17 protein-coding genes and 2 tRNA genes are annotated in these 15,692 nt (G+C 61.5%); 14 read left to right on the forward strand and 5 right to left on the reverse strand.

The features are described from left to right. The first annotated feature begins 57 nt into the window (after positions 1–57). Positions 58–134: transfer RNA gene (locus tag FEZ61_RS00750), tRNA-Val, on the forward strand. A 343-nt stretch (positions 135–477) separates the two neighbouring features. Here FEZ61_RS00750 and FEZ61_RS00755 read toward each other — a convergent pair. Continuing rightward, entirely contained in the window at positions 478–1,647 is a 1,170-nt protein-coding gene (locus tag FEZ61_RS00755) for an MFS transporter (RefSeq protein WP_173146749.1), read from the reverse strand. A gap of 540 nt (positions 1,648–2,187) precedes the next feature. Beyond that, on the reverse strand, positions 2,188–2,895 hold the full coding sequence (locus tag FEZ61_RS00760) for a YfdX family protein (protein ID WP_173146751.1): 708 nt from the start codon (positions 2,893–2,895) through the stop codon (positions 2,188–2,190). A gap of 403 nt (positions 2,896–3,298) precedes the next feature. Between FEZ61_RS00760 and FEZ61_RS00765 the strand changes: the two genes are divergently transcribed. The 10 genes from FEZ61_RS00765 (at position 3,299) to FEZ61_RS00810 (ending at position 11,191) form a co-directional block, all read left to right on the forward strand. Further along, the gene (locus FEZ61_RS00765) at positions 3,299–3,583 is read left to right on the forward strand and encodes a hypothetical protein (RefSeq protein ID WP_173146753.1); all 285 of its coding nucleotides are present in this window, start codon (positions 3,299–3,301) and stop codon (positions 3,581–3,583) included. 206 nt (positions 3,584–3,789) lie between these two features. Further along, the gene (gene thrS, locus FEZ61_RS00770; protein WP_017638836.1) at positions 3,790–5,712 is read left to right on the forward strand and encodes a threonine--tRNA ligase; all 1,923 of its coding nucleotides are present in this window, start codon (positions 3,790–3,792) and stop codon (positions 5,710–5,712) included. Between the two features lie 20 nt (positions 5,713–5,732). Further along, positions 5,733–6,266 carry a translation initiation factor IF-3 gene (gene infC, locus FEZ61_RS00775; RefSeq protein ID WP_017638835.1) on the forward strand — a complete coding sequence of 178 codons (534 nt, stop codon included), beginning with the start codon at positions 5,733–5,735 and terminating at the stop codon, positions 6,264–6,266. 61 nt (positions 6,267–6,327) lie between these two features. Then, entirely contained in the window at positions 6,328–6,522 is a 195-nt protein-coding gene (gene rpmI, locus FEZ61_RS00780; RefSeq protein WP_007159200.1) for a 50S ribosomal protein L35, read from the forward strand. 30 nt (positions 6,523–6,552) lie between these two features. Then, positions 6,553–6,909 carry a 50S ribosomal protein L20 gene (rplT, locus tag FEZ61_RS00785; RefSeq protein WP_007159199.1) on the forward strand — a complete coding sequence of 119 codons (357 nt, stop codon included), beginning with the start codon at positions 6,553–6,555 and terminating at the stop codon, positions 6,907–6,909. Positions 6,910–7,005: 96 nt separating this feature from the next. Continuing rightward, positions 7,006–8,007: a phenylalanine--tRNA ligase subunit alpha gene (pheS, locus tag FEZ61_RS00790; protein ID WP_017638834.1), complete on the forward strand. Its 1,002-nt coding sequence runs from the start codon at positions 7,006–7,008 to the stop codon at positions 8,005–8,007. Positions 8,008–8,025: 18 nt separating this feature from the next. Further along, positions 8,026–10,404, forward strand: a complete 2,379-nt coding sequence (pheT, locus tag FEZ61_RS00795; protein ID WP_173146755.1) for a phenylalanine--tRNA ligase subunit beta — start codon at positions 8,026–8,028, stop codon at positions 10,402–10,404. Between the two features lie 3 nt (positions 10,405–10,407). Further along, entirely contained in the window at positions 10,408–10,710 is a 303-nt protein-coding gene (gene ihfA, locus FEZ61_RS00800) for an integration host factor subunit alpha (protein WP_007159196.1), read from the forward strand. Next, complete coding sequence (locus tag FEZ61_RS00805) at positions 10,691–11,050, forward strand: MerR family transcriptional regulator (RefSeq protein ID WP_007159195.1); 360 nt, start codon at positions 10,691–10,693, stop codon at positions 11,048–11,050. The genes ihfA and FEZ61_RS00805 overlap by 20 nt, the downstream gene beginning before the upstream one ends. 64 nt (positions 11,051–11,114) lie before the next feature. Beyond that, positions 11,115–11,191, forward strand: a tRNA-Pro gene (locus tag FEZ61_RS00810). A 597-nt stretch (positions 11,192–11,788) separates the two neighbouring features. On the opposite strand, the gene FEZ61_RS00815 is transcribed toward FEZ61_RS00810, so the two are convergent. Next, positions 11,789–12,040, reverse strand: a complete 252-nt coding sequence (locus tag FEZ61_RS00815; protein ID WP_081594562.1) for a hypothetical protein — start codon at positions 12,038–12,040, stop codon at positions 11,789–11,791. 258 nt (positions 12,041–12,298) lie between these two features. Here FEZ61_RS00815 and FEZ61_RS00820 point away from each other — a divergent pair, with 258 nt between their 5' ends. The 3 genes from FEZ61_RS00820 to FEZ61_RS00830 all read left to right on the forward strand — a co-directional run bounded on the left by FEZ61_RS00820 (position 12,299) and on the right by FEZ61_RS00830 (position 14,505). Next, a complete protein-coding gene (locus tag FEZ61_RS00820; protein ID WP_173146757.1) occupies positions 12,299–12,772 on the forward strand; it encodes a heme-binding protein in 474 nt (157 codons plus the stop codon). An 11-nt stretch (positions 12,773–12,783) separates the two neighbouring features. Beyond that, positions 12,784–13,182: a hydroxyisourate hydrolase gene (uraH, locus tag FEZ61_RS00825; protein ID WP_160922941.1), complete on the forward strand. Its 399-nt coding sequence runs from the start codon at positions 12,784–12,786 to the stop codon at positions 13,180–13,182. Between the two features lie 549 nt (positions 13,183–13,731). Beyond that, positions 13,732–14,505, forward strand: a complete 774-nt coding sequence (locus tag FEZ61_RS00830; RefSeq protein ID WP_160922942.1) for a lipopolysaccharide biosynthesis protein — start codon at positions 13,732–13,734, stop codon at positions 14,503–14,505. Between the two features lie 77 nt (positions 14,506–14,582). Here the strand turns inward: FEZ61_RS00830 and FEZ61_RS00835 are convergent, their stop codons facing one another. Together FEZ61_RS00835 and FEZ61_RS00840 are read right to left on the reverse strand one after the other, a co-directional pair. Next, a complete protein-coding gene (locus FEZ61_RS00835) occupies positions 14,583–15,020 on the reverse strand; it encodes a YqaA family protein (protein WP_160923225.1) in 438 nt (145 codons plus the stop codon). A gap of 113 nt (positions 15,021–15,133) precedes the next feature. Next, on the reverse strand, positions 15,134–15,673 hold the full coding sequence (locus FEZ61_RS00840) for a thioredoxin (protein WP_160922943.1): 540 nt from the start codon (positions 15,671–15,673) through the stop codon (positions 15,134–15,136). Positions 15,674–15,692: the final 19 nt, after the last annotated feature.

Raw genomic sequence — 15,692 nt, forward strand, 5'->3', positions numbered from 1 at the left:
TAGCTGAAAAAAGGGCTTGACGCTAAAGTCTCGCGCTGTAGAATGCGCACCCACAGCAGGCACGTAGCTCAGTTGGTTAGAGCACCACCTTGACATGGTGGGGGTCGTTGGTTCGAATCCAATCGTGCCTACCAAACAAAACCCGCACTGCTGGCGGGTAAGAAGAAGGGCGATCCGAAAGGGTCGCCCTTTTTTCGTTTGGGGATGCGATGGGAAGACGTTCAGCTGTCAGGGCTGCTGATCCGTCCCGGCGGCCTGATACTCAACGACCTGTTCGCCTTGGCCTTCTTGGTGATAGCGAAACCCTGTCGGATCGACATGATCCCCTGGCGTCTGGTGTGTTCCTCTGGGAAGGGGCCTGAGCCGAGAGCCTGGTGCTCGATCCGCATGGAAGAAGGAGCAGTGACCGGCGACTATGCCATTCCGCCGTTGCCAAGGGCTCGATAGCGGCTGCCAGACTCTGGCGAAGGTGAAGCGCTAGATATTTTGCTGTCTTGCTGTCATCGGCCAGGTGAGCGCAACAAACGCCATCCCGCCCCCCACCAGCACCAGCGCTGCACTCAAACTCCAATGCTGGGCCACGAAACCGATCGCTGCCGGACCGATGAGAATGCCGGCGTAGCCGATGGTAGTGATCGCGGCAATCGCGTGGCTTGGAGGCATCCGGGTCTGCCGTCCTGCGGCACTGAAGAGCACCGGGACGATGTTGGAGGCCCCGAGGCCAACGAGCAGAAAGCCGGCGAAGGCAAATGGCTGGCTGGGTGCCAGCACCGCCATCAGAAAGCCTGCCGCGGCGAGTAGGCCGCCGCCTACGACCACTTTCAGGCCGCCCAGCGTCTTCACGATCCAATCCCCGGTCAGACGACCAAGGGTCATGGCCAGCGCGAATACCGTGTAACCAAAGCCGGCCTGTGCCGGGGCGACGTCATGGGCATCGATCAGGAACAAGGCGCTCCAGTCCAGGATCGCGCCTTCACCGAGAAAAATCAGAAAACACAGCAAGCCGATGAAGGCAACGATCCCGCGGGGCAGTGTAAACAGCGGGGTATGCTCCGCGTCATGATTACCGTAGGGCAGCAGGCCCCTGAAGGAAGTGGCGAGTAGAGCGATCAGCAGCGCGCTGAACGCCAGGGTCGCCACCAGAGGTTGCATTCCTGCTCCCAGTAGAACGCTCATGCCGCCGGCGCCGACAATGCCGCCGACACTGAACAAGCCGTGGAAGCCGGACATCATGTTGCGACCGCTGTCCTTCTCGACCATCACCGCCTGAATGTTGATGGCGACGTCCAGAGCGCCAACGCTTGCCCCGAACAAAGCCAAGGCGATGGCCATACCAAAAATCGAATCGGCGACGGCCAGCAGAGGCAGCACGAGGGCCAGTGCCACCGAGCTGGTCGCGATCACCGCGCGACATCCGAAGCGGCTGGCGAGGATGCCGACGATGGGCATCGCGACGATGGATCCCAGGCCCAGGCAAAGCAGAAGAAGGCCAAGCGTCGAATCATCGGCGCCGATCCTCGCCTTGGCAACGGGCACCAGTGGTGCCCAGGCGGCCATAGCCGAACCTGCAATCAGAAAGCCGGCGCGGGTCGCCCATTGCTCGGTCGCTCCCGAGCGTTGTTGGGTGGCGAGTTGCACGTGTTGCATGGGAGTGCTCCGAAATAAGGCGACGGTAAAGGGTTGTCACACCTCATATCAGTGTTAGCCGAACAGGCATGATTAAGCAAGACCGCGCATAATCGTGCATTCACTGGCTGATGTTCGCGGAAGGAAATGGCTAGGCCTGAACCGGGCGACTTGGCAGCTGGGGCGTGTCAGCAGGGCCTGGCAGAGCTGCTATTGAGAGGAAAGGGGGAAAGGCGTATGCGAGGCTGGGAAAGCGAAGCCTTTACCCGGTGACAGGCTTAGGTGCCCGCCACAGGCCTACTGGCTCTTCTAAGCGACAGCTTGCGTCCGCTGAATGGGTACGTTGAGGGTGGGAGCGCTGAATGCGGTGGTCTGTCTTGCCGACGCTTCTTGCAGAAGGGGTATTGGCTTGCATCCTATCTTGCCTGACAAAGCCGCACGGCTGGTGGGTAAGAAGGGCGATCCAGTTTTCGTTTACCTGCTCGGTAGCCTTTGGTCAGCCAGGCGTGCTGGGTTCGAACAGGGCGATCTCGCGATCGCCCTGTTGTCCGCCCCAAGCCATCAGCTGCTCGGGGTAACGGTCTCGGTGAAGGAGCCCGCCGGCTGCAGCCCGTGTTTGTTCGCCGTGAAGTCCAGGGCCGTCGAGGCGTAGCGCACGCCATCCTGAGCCTGCTTGAGCGTCAGGTTGGCTTCATAGAACTTGTCGCTGGCCAGTTGCTTGGCCGCCTGATCGACGTCCGTCATGGTCTGCTTGAGTGGTGCCAGGGCGATGGCGGTGTCGATATCGACGTTGGCCAGACGCAGGGTTTCCGCGGCGCCCTTGGCGTCGCCGTGTTTGAGCTTGTTGTTGGCGTCCGCCACTGCTTTCACTTTTTGCGGGCTGGCCATATAACTGTCCTGCACCACGGTGTCACCCCAAATCGGTAGCCAGGAGGTTACGGTCGTGCTGGTGTCGGCCTTGCCCTGATTATCCTTGACCTGCAACTCACTCGCGGCTTTTTTCAGCGCCGTATTATCCGACTGTGCAAGTTTGAGTGCCTGTTGCGCATCCTTGACATGGCTTACCGCTTTCTTCGTTTGCCCTTGAAAGAGTTCCAGGCGTGCGGCGGATATATCGGTGAAGGCTCTTTGGCCTTGAGTGGACAGCGCCTGGAAATTGCCCAGTTCGCTGGGCGAGGGGGCTTGGGTAGCGGCGAAGGCCGCAGACGAGCAGGCGGCTACGACGGCGACGACCAGCAGGCTCTTTGCCAGTTTATTCTTGACGTTCATGTGCTGCCTCCAGCGGATATGCAATTGAAGTTGGGTTATCGCTCAGGTAACAGAACCTTGTTCTGTAGTGCCTAGAATCGATACTCCGCCGGATCCCTTAACACTGGATTAATAGGAGCCGAGCTTTTCTTGAATAGTCGCTGAACAGTCTTGCACTGTTAAATGCGGGTAATCTTGTCCGGCGTTAACCAAAGGCGCCTTTGGTTGAATCTCGTGTGAATATGTTTCACCTGGAAGAACTTTTGGAAGTCTGAGGTTTATACGGATCCCTCAGGCGGGTAGGGGTGTGACCGCTTGCCTCGGTCGTGGCGATCCAGGTTTTCACGTAGACTGGCGGACGATTTTTCCTGGGGCTCCACTGCCTCGCCAGGCGCGAGCATGGGCCCGCCACAACGAGGAGCGAATGATGACGCAGGGTGGTGAAGGCCGGCAGATCGGCAAGGGTGGTTGCCTGGGATTGATCCTGCTGTCGATCCTGTTCGCGGTCGTGGTCTTCGGCTCCATCATCTACGTCTATCGCCACAATGCCACGCCGGTCAGCCGCGCCAACGAGCAGCAGGCCATCGACCAGTGCCTGGCGCGGGCCAATGCCGCGGACACCTCGCCGGCGGATCGCCAGGCGCTGATGGAAAACTGCCAGGAAATGCAGAAGCAGTTCCTCAAGAAGTACCCCGACGTGGCACGTTGAGCGGGCAACCGTCCCTTGCGAGGTTGCGCCAGGTCTCAGTTTCTGAAAGGATTTCCGTCCCAAACTTTCCAGTGATCCTTTCGCGTCGCCCGGAATGCCTTGCGGCCCTGCCACTGTGCGGCGGGATTTCCAGCGGTGCGGCTGCTTACTGGCCAATCCCACCATGTGGCCCTTGGTATGGGTCACCACTGAGTTGAGGAGGCGCCATGCCTGTCATTACTCTCCCCGACGGTAGCCAACGTCCATTCGACAAGCCCGTCACCGTAGCCGAAGTCGCCCAGTCCATTGGTGCCGGTCTTGCCAAGGCCACCATTGCCGGTCGCGTCGACGGCCAGCTGCGCGATGCCAGCGATCTCATCGAGCAGGATGCCAACCTGCAGATCATCACCGCCAAGGACGAGGACGGTCTGGAGATCATCCGCCACTCCTGCGCTCACCTGGTGGGTCATGCGGTCAAGCAGCTGTTCCCGACCGCCAAGATGGTCATTGGCCCGGTGATCGACGAAGGCTTCTACTACGACATCTCCTTCGAGCGTCCCTTTACCCTGGATGACCTCTCGGCCATCGAGACGCGGATGCGCGAGCTGATCGACAAGGACTACGACGTCATCAAGAAGATGACGCCGCGCGCCGAAGTCATCGAGGTGTTCAAGGCCCGGGGTGAGGAGTACAAGCTGCGCCTGATCGACGACATGCCCGAGGAGCAGGCCATGGGCCTGTACTACCACGAGGAATACGTCGACATGTGCCGGGGCCCGCACGTGCCCAACACCCGCTTCCTCAAGGCGTTCAAGCTGACCAAGTTGTCCGGCGCCTACTGGCGTGGCGACGCCAAGAACGAGCAGCTGCAGCGTATCTATGGCACCGCCTGGGCGGACAAGAAGCAGCTGGCGGCCTACATCCAGCGCATCGAGGAAGCCGAGAAACGTGACCATCGCCGCATCGGCAAGCAGCTCGATCTCTTCCACCTGCAGGAAGAAGCGCCCGGCATGGTGTTCTGGCACGCCAATGGCTGGACCGTTTACCAGGTGCTCGAGCAGTACATGCGTAAGGTCCAGCGCGACCACGGCTACCAGGAGATCAAGACGCCCCAGGTGGTCGATCGCATCCTCTGGGAGCGCTCGGGTCACTGGTCCAACTACGCCGAGAATATGTTCACCACGGCGTCGGAAAACCGTGACTTCGCGGTGAAGCCCATGAACTGCCCCTGCCACGTGCAGGTGTTCAACCAGGGTCTGAAGTCCTACCGCGACCTGCCGCTGCGCCTGGCCGAGTTCGGTGCCTGCCACCGCAACGAGCCGTCCGGCGCCCTGCACGGCATCATGCGCGTACGCGGCTTCACCCAGGACGACGCCCACATCTTCTGTACCGAAGAACAGGTGGAAAAGGAAGCGGCCGACTTCATCAAGCTGACCCTGCAGGTCTATGCCGACTTCGGCTTCACCGACGTGATCATGAAGCTCTCCACCCGACCGGCCAAGCGCGTCGGTTCCGAAGAGCTGTGGGATCGCGCCGAGAAGGCGCTGGCCGATGCCCTGGACGCCTCGGGTCTGGAGTGGGAATACCAGCCGGGCGAGGGCGCCTTCTACGGGCCCAAGATCGAATTCACCCTCAAGGACTGCCTGGGGCGTAACTGGCAATGTGGTACCCTGCAGTACGATCCCAACCTGCCGGAACGCCTCGATGCCAGCTACATCTCCGAGGACAACAGTCGTCAGCGCCCGGTGATGCTGCACCGTGCCATCCTCGGTTCCTTCGAGCGCTTCATCGGCATGCTCATCGAGCACTATGCCGGTCTGTTCCCGGCCTGGCTCGCTCCGACCCAGGCGGTGGTACTCAATATCACCGACAAACAGGCCGATTTTGCCCAGCAGGTCGTCGGCGAATTGAACGCTGAGGGCTTCCGGGCCAAAGCCGACTTGAGAAACGAGAAGATCGGCTTTAAAATCCGCGAGCATACTTTGCTCAAGGTTCCCTATCTCCTGGTTATTGGAGACCGGGAGGTTGAGACACGATCCGTTGCCGTGCGTACCCGTGAAGGCGTAGATCTGGGCTCCATGCCCGTCGAGCGTTTCCGCGAGCTGCTCACGCAAGCGGTTTCCCGGCGTGGCCGGCAAGATTCGGAGTAATCACTATCAAGCAGCGTGACATGAGACAAGACAAGCGAGCCGCACCCCGGGCACCGATCAACGAAAATATCACCGCCCGGGAAGTTCGCCTTATTGGCGCCGATGGTCAGCAAGTAGGCATCGTCTCCATCCAGGAGGCCCTGCAGGCTGCTGAAGACGCCAAGCTGGATCTGGTGGAAATCACCGCCGACGCCGTACCCCCGGTCTGCCGGATCATGGACTACGGCAAGCACGTCTTCGAGAAGAAGAAGCAAGTCGCGGCGGCGAAGAAGAACCAGAAGCAGGCTCAGGTCAAAGAAATCAAGTTTCGTCCAGGGACGGAAGAAGGGGATTACCAGGTAAAACTACGCAACCTGGTACGTTTCCTAACCGAGGGGGACAAGGCCAAGGTCTCGTTGAGATTCCGCGGCCGGGAGATGGCCCACCAGGAGCTGGGCATGGAGCTGTTGAAGCGGGTCGAAGCTGACCTCGTCGAACACGGCGCCGTTGAGCAGCATCCTAAGATGGAAGGACGCCAACTCATCATGGTCATCGCCCCCAAGAAGAAAAAGTAACTACCAGGGCACTGGCAGGCCTTGCTGTTATGCGTAATCACTCAATGCGGAGTATCCGAACATGCCAAAGATGAAAACCAAAAGCGGCGCTGCGAAGCGCTTCGTGAAAACTGCTGGTGGCATCAAGCACAAGCACGCTTTCAAGAGCCACATTCTGACCAAGATGACCACCAAGCGTAAGCGTCAGCTGCGCGGTACGTCGCTGATGCATGCATCCGACGTCCAAAAGGTCGAGCGCATGCTGCGCCTTCGTTAATCCTGGTCAAGAATTTAAAGGAAGTTACCCATGGCTCGTGTTAAGCGTGGCGTCATCGCTCGTCGCCGTCACAAGAAAATCCTGAAGCTCGCCAAAGGCTACTACGGTGCCCGTTCGCGCGTCTTCCGCGTCGCTAAGCAAGCGGTAATTAAGGCAGGCCAATACGCCTACCGTGACCGCCGTCAGAAGAAGCGTCAGTTCCGCGCTCTGTGGATCGCTCGTATCAACGCTGGTGCTCGTATCAACGGTCTGTCCTACAGCCGTCTGATCGCCGGCCTGAAGAAAGCGGCCATCGAGATCGACCGTAAGGTACTGGCCGATCTGGCCGTGAACGAAAAAGCGGCGTTTGCTGCGATTGTCGAGAAAGCTAAAGCTTCGCTGGCTTAAGCCCCCCGGCAATCTCGCGCCTCTGGCGCGAAGCAACGTTATCAATAGGGGAAGAGCCTCATAGCTCTTCCCCTATTTTGTATCTGGAGTCCCTAGATGGAAAACCTGGATGCGCTGGTCTCCCAAGCACTGGAGGCCGTGCGGCACACCGAAGACACCAATGCCCTGGAACAGCTCCGGGTCAATTACCTGGGCAAAAAGGGTGAGCTGACCCAGATCATGAAGACCCTGGGCCACCTCACCGCTGAGGAGCGTCCCCAGGCTGGCGCGCTGATCAACGCCGCCAAGGAACGTGTCCAGGACGCAATCAACAGCCGCAAGGCGACGCTGGAGCAGGCCGCGCTGGCCGCTCGCCTCGCCGCGGAACGCATCGACGTGACCCTGCCCGGGCGCGGTCAGGCCTCGGGTGGTCTGCATCCGGTCACCCGTACCCTGGAGCGTATCGAGCGTCTGTTCGCCAACATCGGCTATGGCGTCGCCACCGGTCCCGAGATCGAAGACGACTACCATAACTTCGAAGCGCTCAACATCCCCGGCCACCACCCGGCGCGGGCGATGCACGACACCTTCTACTTCAACGCCAACATGCTGCTGCGCACCCACACCTCGCCGGTGCAGATCCGCACCATGGAGAGCCAGCAGCCGCCGATCCGCATCATCTGCCCGGGTCGTGTCTATCGCTGCGACAGCGATCAGACCCACTCGCCGATGTTCCATCAGGTCGAAGGCCTGGTGATCGATGAGGAAGTCAGCTTCGCCGATCTCAAGAGCACCCTGGTGACCTTCCTGCGCGAATTCTTCGAGGAAGAGCTGGAAGTCCGCTTCCGTCCCTCCTACTTCCCCTTCACCGAGCCGTCGGCCGAGGTGGACATCCGCCGCCCGAGTCGCGATGGCGAACCGGCTTCGCGCTGGCTCGAGGTGCTGGGCTGCGGCATGGTCCATCCCAACGTCCTGCGCATGGCCGGCATCGATCCGGAGAAGTACCAGGGCTTCGCCTTTGGCATGGGCGCCGAGCGCCTGGCCATGCTGCGCTACGGGGTCAACGACCTGCGCCTCTTCTTCGACAACGATCTGCGCTTCCTGGCGCAATTCCGCTAGCTGCCAGACGGGAGTCCTATGAAATTCAGTGAACAATGGCTTCGTAGCTGGGTGAACCCTGCGGCTACGCACGAGGATCTGGTTGCCCGGCTGTCCATGGCCGGCCTGGAAGTGGACGGCGTCGAAGCGGCGGCCGGGCGCTTCCAGGGCGTCATCGTCGGCGAGGTGGTTTCCGTCGAGCGCCATCCCGATGCCGACAAGCTCAATGTCTGCCAGGTCAGCAACGGCCAGGAATCCTTCCAGGTGGTCTGCGGCGCGCCCAATGTGCGCGCGGGCCTCAAGGTGCCTTTCGCTACCGTCGGCGCCACGCTGCCGGGTGACTTCACCATCAAGAAGGCCAAGCTGCGCGGCGTGGAATCCCACGGCATGCTCTGCTCGGCCAGCGAATTGCAGATCAGCGACGACAACGGCGGCCTGCTGGAACTGCCGGCCGGCGCGCCGGTGGGCGAGAGCATCCGCAGCTACCTGCAACTGGACGACGCCATCATCGACGTCGACCTGACCCCGAACCGCGGCGACTGCCTGTCCATCGCCGGTCTGGCGCGGGAAGTGGGTGCCCTGTACAACGCCACCGTCGAGCCCCTACAGGTCGAGGCCGTGGCGGCTACTCACCAGGAGACCCGTCCGGTCGAGGTGCTGGCGCCCCAGGCCTGCCCGCGCTACCTGGGTCGCGTGGTCAACAACGTCGACCTATCCCGTCCCACGCCGGACTGGATGGTCGAGCGTCTGCGCCGCAGTGGCGTGCGCAGCATCGACGCCGCCGTCGACGTCACCAACTACGTGATGCTCGAACTCGGTCAGCCCATGCATGCCTTCGATCTGGACCAGATCAAGGGCGGCATTCGCGTGCGTCTGGCCGATGCCGGCGAGCGCCTGGTGCTGCTGGATGGCCAGGACATCGAACTGCGCAACGACACCCTGGTGATCGCCGACCACGAACGCGCCCTGGCTATCGCCGGCGTCATGGGTGGCGAGCACAGCGGTGTCGCCGCCGGTACTCGTGATCTGTTCTTGGAAAGCGCCTTCTTCGACACCATCGCCGTGGCCGGCAAGGCTCGTTCCTACGGCTTGCACACCGATTCCTCCCACCGCTTCGAGCGGGGCGTGGACTTCGAGCTGGCACGCAAGGCCATGGAGCGGGCGACCCGTCTGCTGCTCGACATCGTTGGCGGCGAACCAGGTCCGGTGATCGAGGCGGTCAGTGACGAGCACCTGCCGCAGGTCGAGCCGATCCTGCTGCGCGCCGAGCGCATCGAGCGCGTCCTGGGTTTGACCCTGGACGATGCCCAGGTCGAGCGTCTACTCAGCGGTCTGGGTCTGGCCGTGGCCCGCCTGGAAGCCGGTCGCTGGCAGGTAGGCGTACCTAGCCACCGCTTCGACATCAGTATCGAAGTGGACCTGATCGAAGAGCTGGCGCGCCTCTATGGCTACAACCAGCTGCCGATCCGTTTCCCCCAGGCCCGCCTGGCGCCGCAGCCCCTGCCCGAGAGCAAGGGCGAGCTGAGCCAGCTGCGTCGCCTGCTGGTGGCCCGTGGTTATCAGGAAGCCATCACCTACAGCTTCATCGACGAAAAGACCTTCCGTCTGTTCGCCCCTGAGGCCCAGCCGGTAATGCTGGCCAATCCCATTTCCACCGACATGGCCGCCATGCGCTCGTCGCTGTGGCCGGGTCTGGTCAAGGCTGTGCAGTACAACCTTAACCGTCAGCAGGACCGCGTTCGGCTGTTCGAGTCGGGTCTGAGATTCGTCGGTCAACTGGAAGGCCTGGTGCAGGAAAACGTCCTCGCCGGCGCCGTCTGCGGTTCGCGTCTGCCGGAGAGCTGGTCGTCCGGACGTGAGGCGGTGGACTTCTTCGACGTCAAGGCCGATGTCGAGGCGCTGCTGGCTCAGTCTGGTGCGGGTAGCGACTTCCGCTTCGTCACGGGCGAGCATCCGGCGTTGCACCCGGGGCAGACCGCGCTGATCGAAAGGGCAGGGCAGCCAGTCGGATATCTGGGCGCCCTGCACCCGGAAGTGGCGCGCGAGCTGGACGTGGATCGCCCGGTGTTCCTCTTCGAGCTGGCACTGGATGCCCTGACCACCGGCAGCCTGCCGCGCTTTGGCGAGCTGTCGCGCTTCCCGGAAGTGCGGCGTGACCTGGCACTGGTGGTGGACGAAGCCGTCGCCGCAGGCGACCTCTTGGCCGACATCCGCGGAAACGCCGGAGAAGGCCTCAAGGAACTGCGTCTGTTCGACGTCTACCAAGGCAAAGGTATTGATCCACATAGAAAAAGCGTCGCCATCGGCTTGACCTTGCAACATCCATCGCGCACATTAACCGATGAAGAAGTCAACGAAACGACGCAGAAAATCCTCGTTTCTCTGGAAAGAAGGTTCAACGCCACGTTAAGGAAATAGCGCATGGGGGCCCTGACGAAAGCTGAGATGGCCGAACGTCTGTTTGAAGAGCTCGGTCTGAACAAACGTGAAGCCAAGGAATTGGTCGAACTGTTCTTCGAAGAAATTCGTCATGCGCTCGAAAGCAACGAGCAGGTCAAGTTATCCGGTTTCGGCAACTTCGACCTGCGCGACAAGCGCCAGCGCCCCGGACGCAATCCCAAGACAGGGGAGGAGATACCCATCACGGCACGCCGTGTGGTGACCTTCCGCCCCGGGCAGAAACTCAAAGCCAGGGTCGAGGCCTATGCTGGAACCAAGTCATAACGACGAACTGCCGGTCATACCAGGCAAGCGCTACTTCACCATCGGTGAGGTGAGCGACCTTTGCCTGGTCAAACCGCACGTGCTGCGCTACTGGGAGCAGGAATTTCCCCAGCTGAACCCGGTGAAGCGCCGCGGTAACCGGCGCTATTACCAGCGTCACGACGTGCTGATGATCCGTCAGATCCGCTCTCTGCTGTACAACGAAGGCTTCACCATCGGCGGGGCGCGCCAGCGTCTCACCCAGGGCGACGAGACCCGCGATGAGGGTTCGCAGTACCACCAGCTCATCCGCCAGATGATCAGCGAACTCGAAGAAGTCCTCGTCGTACTGAAAAAGTGAAAAAAAGCTTCCATTAATCAAAGTGTTGCAGTAAGATGCACGCCGTTCCCTAGAGGAACACAGTCGGGGCGTAGCGCAGCCTGGTAGCGCACTTGCATGGGGTGCAAGGGGTCGAGTGTTCGAATCACTCCGTCCCGACCAAATCAACGAGAAGGCTCAAGCACTTAGTGGCTTGGGCCTTTTTCGTTTTTAGGCTCTGATCAAAACAGAATCAAAATCCAAGCAGAATCGGTCAGTGGTTTGGCGCATGCCCAAAGGGTCCCCCACGGGGCCAACCAGAATCTCGCGCTATGATCACGCGATCAGGCGGTGACCAAGCCGGCTTGGTAGATCCAGCGAGTTCTACTCAATCTCGACCTAGGCTCTGTAAGAAAAGTCGTCGAGCGAAGGTCAGGCAGGGCAAAATCGGCGAGGAAGCGGATCGGACTCGCGCTCGAGGTTACGAGTGGTAAACGAGCATTCCGATCGGACTGGCGATCCAGCTGACTTTTAACGCAGCATCACCGAGCGCAGGCACTTGTCGTACAGAGTCTAATCCATATAGCGCAGGACACCCTGTGCGGCATGGTACCGTTGCGGCAACCGATACCTTCTTTCTCTCCGCAACTCAACTGACATTGATGTCGGGTCCAGAAATACTGCAGTGACGCTGCAGGTATCAGGTCTCTTGGATCAGTTGGTCTTGATGTATTAGAAGCCTGATTGAAAGGGCCCAACGCTGGCGATGGGCCCTTTTCATCACTCAACGTCCTTTGCTACGTCTACTCCCGCGGACGTCAGCTTAACGGGCGGTACCAAAGCGCGTTTTCCTTGAGTGTCTGTGGACAGATGGCCTTTCTGGATAAGTCCATGCGCTTGCAGGTCCTGGAGGACATCCATCACGGCCTCTTCGCCGTGATGGTTATCGAGGATTTCATTGCCCAGCCCTTCCGGGTGCGAGTGATACAGCCGGCGCAAGAGTTCAGCTTTGAGTTCTGCATTGATAGCCATGAGTTCTCCTCGTATGGGTGTACAGGCTATGACAAGCGTGGAGATGACCAGTGCCTGGTCAGGAGTTACCGGACATCCTCTCGGTCAGCTGAAAACGTCTTGATCATGCAGGCAGTACCACGCGTTACGGAGACACCTATTGATCTTGTCTGGACAGCTATCTCACTGAACAACCTGACAAAATTGTCATCCTGCGGTACCCGCTCCTGACCGAAAGATCAGGATAAGTTGGCGAGGTCATCTCCTGGACCTCGAATCATGTCGCGCTTTCTTTCTCTCTCCACTGCCATGCTAGGCGCCGCGTTCATCGGTCAGGCGCAGGCGGCGTTGCCGCAGCATCCCGATCTCGACCTCGCGGCTGCCCAGCGTCTGGCGCAGGCCGCGCCCTGCAGCGCCGCGCTCGCGGTGCTCGACCGCAGCGGTCAACTGATCCTCCTGCAACGCGATACCCGCGTCGGGCCGCACAACGCCGAGGCGGCGCGGCGCAAGGCCTTTACCGCACTGTCCACCCGTACCCCGTCGCAGGCGTTGGCCGAGCGCGCCCGGCAGAACCCGGATGCGGCCAATCTCGTCACCCTGCCCGAGTTGCTGCTGCTCGGCGGTGGCATCCCCCTCTACGAAGGCGACCAGCTGGTCGGCGCCCTGGGCATCGCCGGTGCCGGCGGTGGCGGGGCGGACGAGCGCTGTGCGCTGGCGGCCGCCGAACACCTCAATTTCACCTCCCATCCCTGAAGGAAATCTCCATGAAGACGTTCGTCCTGTTGTCTGGTCTGGCCCTGTCCGGCTTCGCGATTGCTGCACCCAACCCCCTGAGCGTCCATGTGCTCAACCTGGAAGACGGCAAGCCGTCGGCGGGGGTGCATGTGACCCTGGAACGCCAGGTAGGGCAGGGCTGGCAGCCGCTGGCGGAGGAGGTCACTAACGAGCAGGGACGGGTGCCGGCGCTGTTTCCCCAGGAAAAGATCTTCGAGAAGGGTGAATACCGAGTGGTCTTCAAGACCGGCGACTACTATCGCCAGCAGGGCCGCAGCGCCTTCTTCCCGGAAATCCCCGTGGTGTTCGACGTCACCCAGCCGGAGCAGCACTACCATATCCCGCTGTTGCTCAGCCCCTACGGCTTCAGCACCTACCGCGGTTCCTAGTTTGCCGGCGAGGCGTCAGTCCTCGCGCCTGCCCACCGCGCTAGTGCTAGCACAGTGCGGTTGGCGGCAAATTCCAGGCCTGTGACCCTGCCATGCGTGGTGAGGGCCGTTCGCGAGCGGTCGAGGCCCTGCGCGAATGGCGTCTCTCCGCGCGGTATTCCTGATCGTCGGAGCGGTGTCTCCGTTAAGGGGCGATCGGTCGCTCGCGAGCTCCCACGAGTGGCGCGATGTCGCTGGGGGCAGGGCGGATCTCCGGATCGTTCCAGGCCCTGGGCCGCCTCGGCTTCTGCTGGCTCACAGACAAGTCTCTTAATTGCTATGGGCACCACATTCGGTACAGGCACCTTAAGTGAGTCCTAAGCGGCAAAACGTAGCGTTGGTGGCGTCATTCACCAGGGTGCCCGGTTACTTTTTTATCGGTACCGTTGAATATGTATGACTAATAACCTTCGTCATTGCCGTACAGGGAGCTGGTGGTATGCCACTCGAGCAGCTTTCAAACTGCCTGTCCAAGGTCCTCGATGCCGCGCGTCCAGGTGGCTCGCCGCTGTGAGCCAGGACTTCGCGCCCTTGCGCAACAGTCAACGTGGCCCGGTGCTCCTACTGGCTTCCGGACCTTCGGCTGCCGAACTCAACCTGGACGCCTGGCAGGATGTGCCGATCATCACCATGAACGGTGCCATCGCCAAGCTGAGCGGGAGCGGCATCCGTCCGCTCTTCTACGTCTGCAGCGACCTGAGCTTTGCCGAGCAGCAACCTGAGCTCTATGCGCGCGGGATCGAGCAGGCGCAACGGCTGGCATTGTGGCCTGCGGCAATCGAACGGCTCCCGGAAAGCCGGCAGGCCAAGGCTCACGCGTTGCGACGAGCGCCCAGTACCCGGTTGGAACACTACCTCGGGCTGGAGCGTGATCAGGCCGAACGCACGCTCACCTTGCTCAGTCGCCGAGCGCGCGACATCGGCTTCAGCCGAGACATGGACTACGGCATCTTCGATGTCCGGACCGTTGCCTTCATCGCCTTGCAACTGGCCTATCACCTGGGCTTTAGCAAGATCTATCTGGCCGGTGTCGACCTCAATGCCCGGGCCCCACGCTTCTACGAAGGCAGCACAGGCGCGAGATCGCCCTGTGGTCTGGACGAGCACCTGTACAGCCGTATCCTGCCCGGGCTCAAGGTCATGCAGGACGTCATGACCGCCGAGGGCCGTCAGGTCTTCAACCTGTCGCGCTGCAGCTGCATTCCTGCGCAACTCATCCCACGCGCCGATCTGGCCTCCGTCGAGGCGACCTGGCTGGGTCAGCGGACCCGTCAAGCCGGCTGAGAGTGCGCGTTCAGTATTCCTGTGGCGTACCGAGAAGTCTGGACGTAAGGACGGGAAGACCTTCCTCGCGCGCTCGATCAGCGCCAACCCTGGGTAAGCCCCCAGACCACTACATAGCGCGTGGTCTTGGCCAGGGTCACCACCAGTAGAAAGCGCCACAGGGGTTCGCGCATCACGCCGGCGACCAGGGTCAGCGGATCACCGATCACGGGCGTCCAGCTGAGCAGCAGCGACCACCAGCCCCAGCGCTGATAGGCCGCCTGAATGCGGACAAGCCGTTTCGGCGATACCGGAAACCAGCGGCGTTGGCGAAAGCGTTCGAGATGGGTGCCGAGCCACCAGTTCAGCATCGAGCCGGCGACATTGCCCAGCGTCGCGGCCAGCAGCAGGAGCGCCGTGGCATAGCGCTCGGTAAGCAGCAGCCCGGCGAGGGCCGCTTCCGACTGTAGGGGTAGCAGGGTGGCCGCGCCAAAGGCGAGGGCGGCCAGGCCCAGGTAGACGCTCAGGGCTTCCAGGATGAAGCTCCGGCAGGGAACGTCATGAAGAGTCTGTCTCGGGGCGAGAGGAAGCTGCCGAGCATAGCGCGAGTGACGGGGTTACGCCTTCTCGCGACCCTGAGCCCCGGTGCTCACTCCAGCCGGGCGAGCCAATCCGCGACCGAGTCGCCACTGCTCATATCCGGTTGCACCAGGCCATCGATCATGAAGGTCGGCGAGACATGGATGCCGTTCTGCCGGGCGTACTTGCAGTGCCACTTGATGGCGTGCTGCAGGTCCGGATTGGCGAAGGCCTCGGCCAGGGCCAGGCCGCTGTAGCCTTCCAGGCGCGTGATGAGGTCATTGGGCGTGGCGTCGCGGTTGGGGCCGGTGGCGTGATCCTTGAACTCGAATTCCTCGCGATGGGCCGCCACCGCGGCCAGCACCGCCCTGGCGCTCTCCTTGCCACCTTCGAGAGTGGCGGCGGCCAGCACGCACCGCACCACCACGCCGGAGAACAGGTGCCAGGGCTGGGATTGCAGGCGGATCTTCAGGGTGATCCGCTCTGGGCCGGCCTGGGTCAGCAGGTCGTCGAGCTTGTTGAAGGCCTTGACCGAAAAGGGGCAGGTGGGCTCGAGAAAGACTTCGAAGGTGCGGGGGCCATGGCCCCAGGTGAGGGTGTCGGCGTACATCGTGTAACTCCAACGGAAG

It is taken from the genome of Pseudomonas sp. MS15a(2019) (assembly GCF_013277805.1).
In the GTDB taxonomy this organism is placed as follows: domain Bacteria; phylum Pseudomonadota; class Gammaproteobacteria; order Pseudomonadales; family Pseudomonadaceae; genus Chryseomonas; species Chryseomonas benzopyrenica.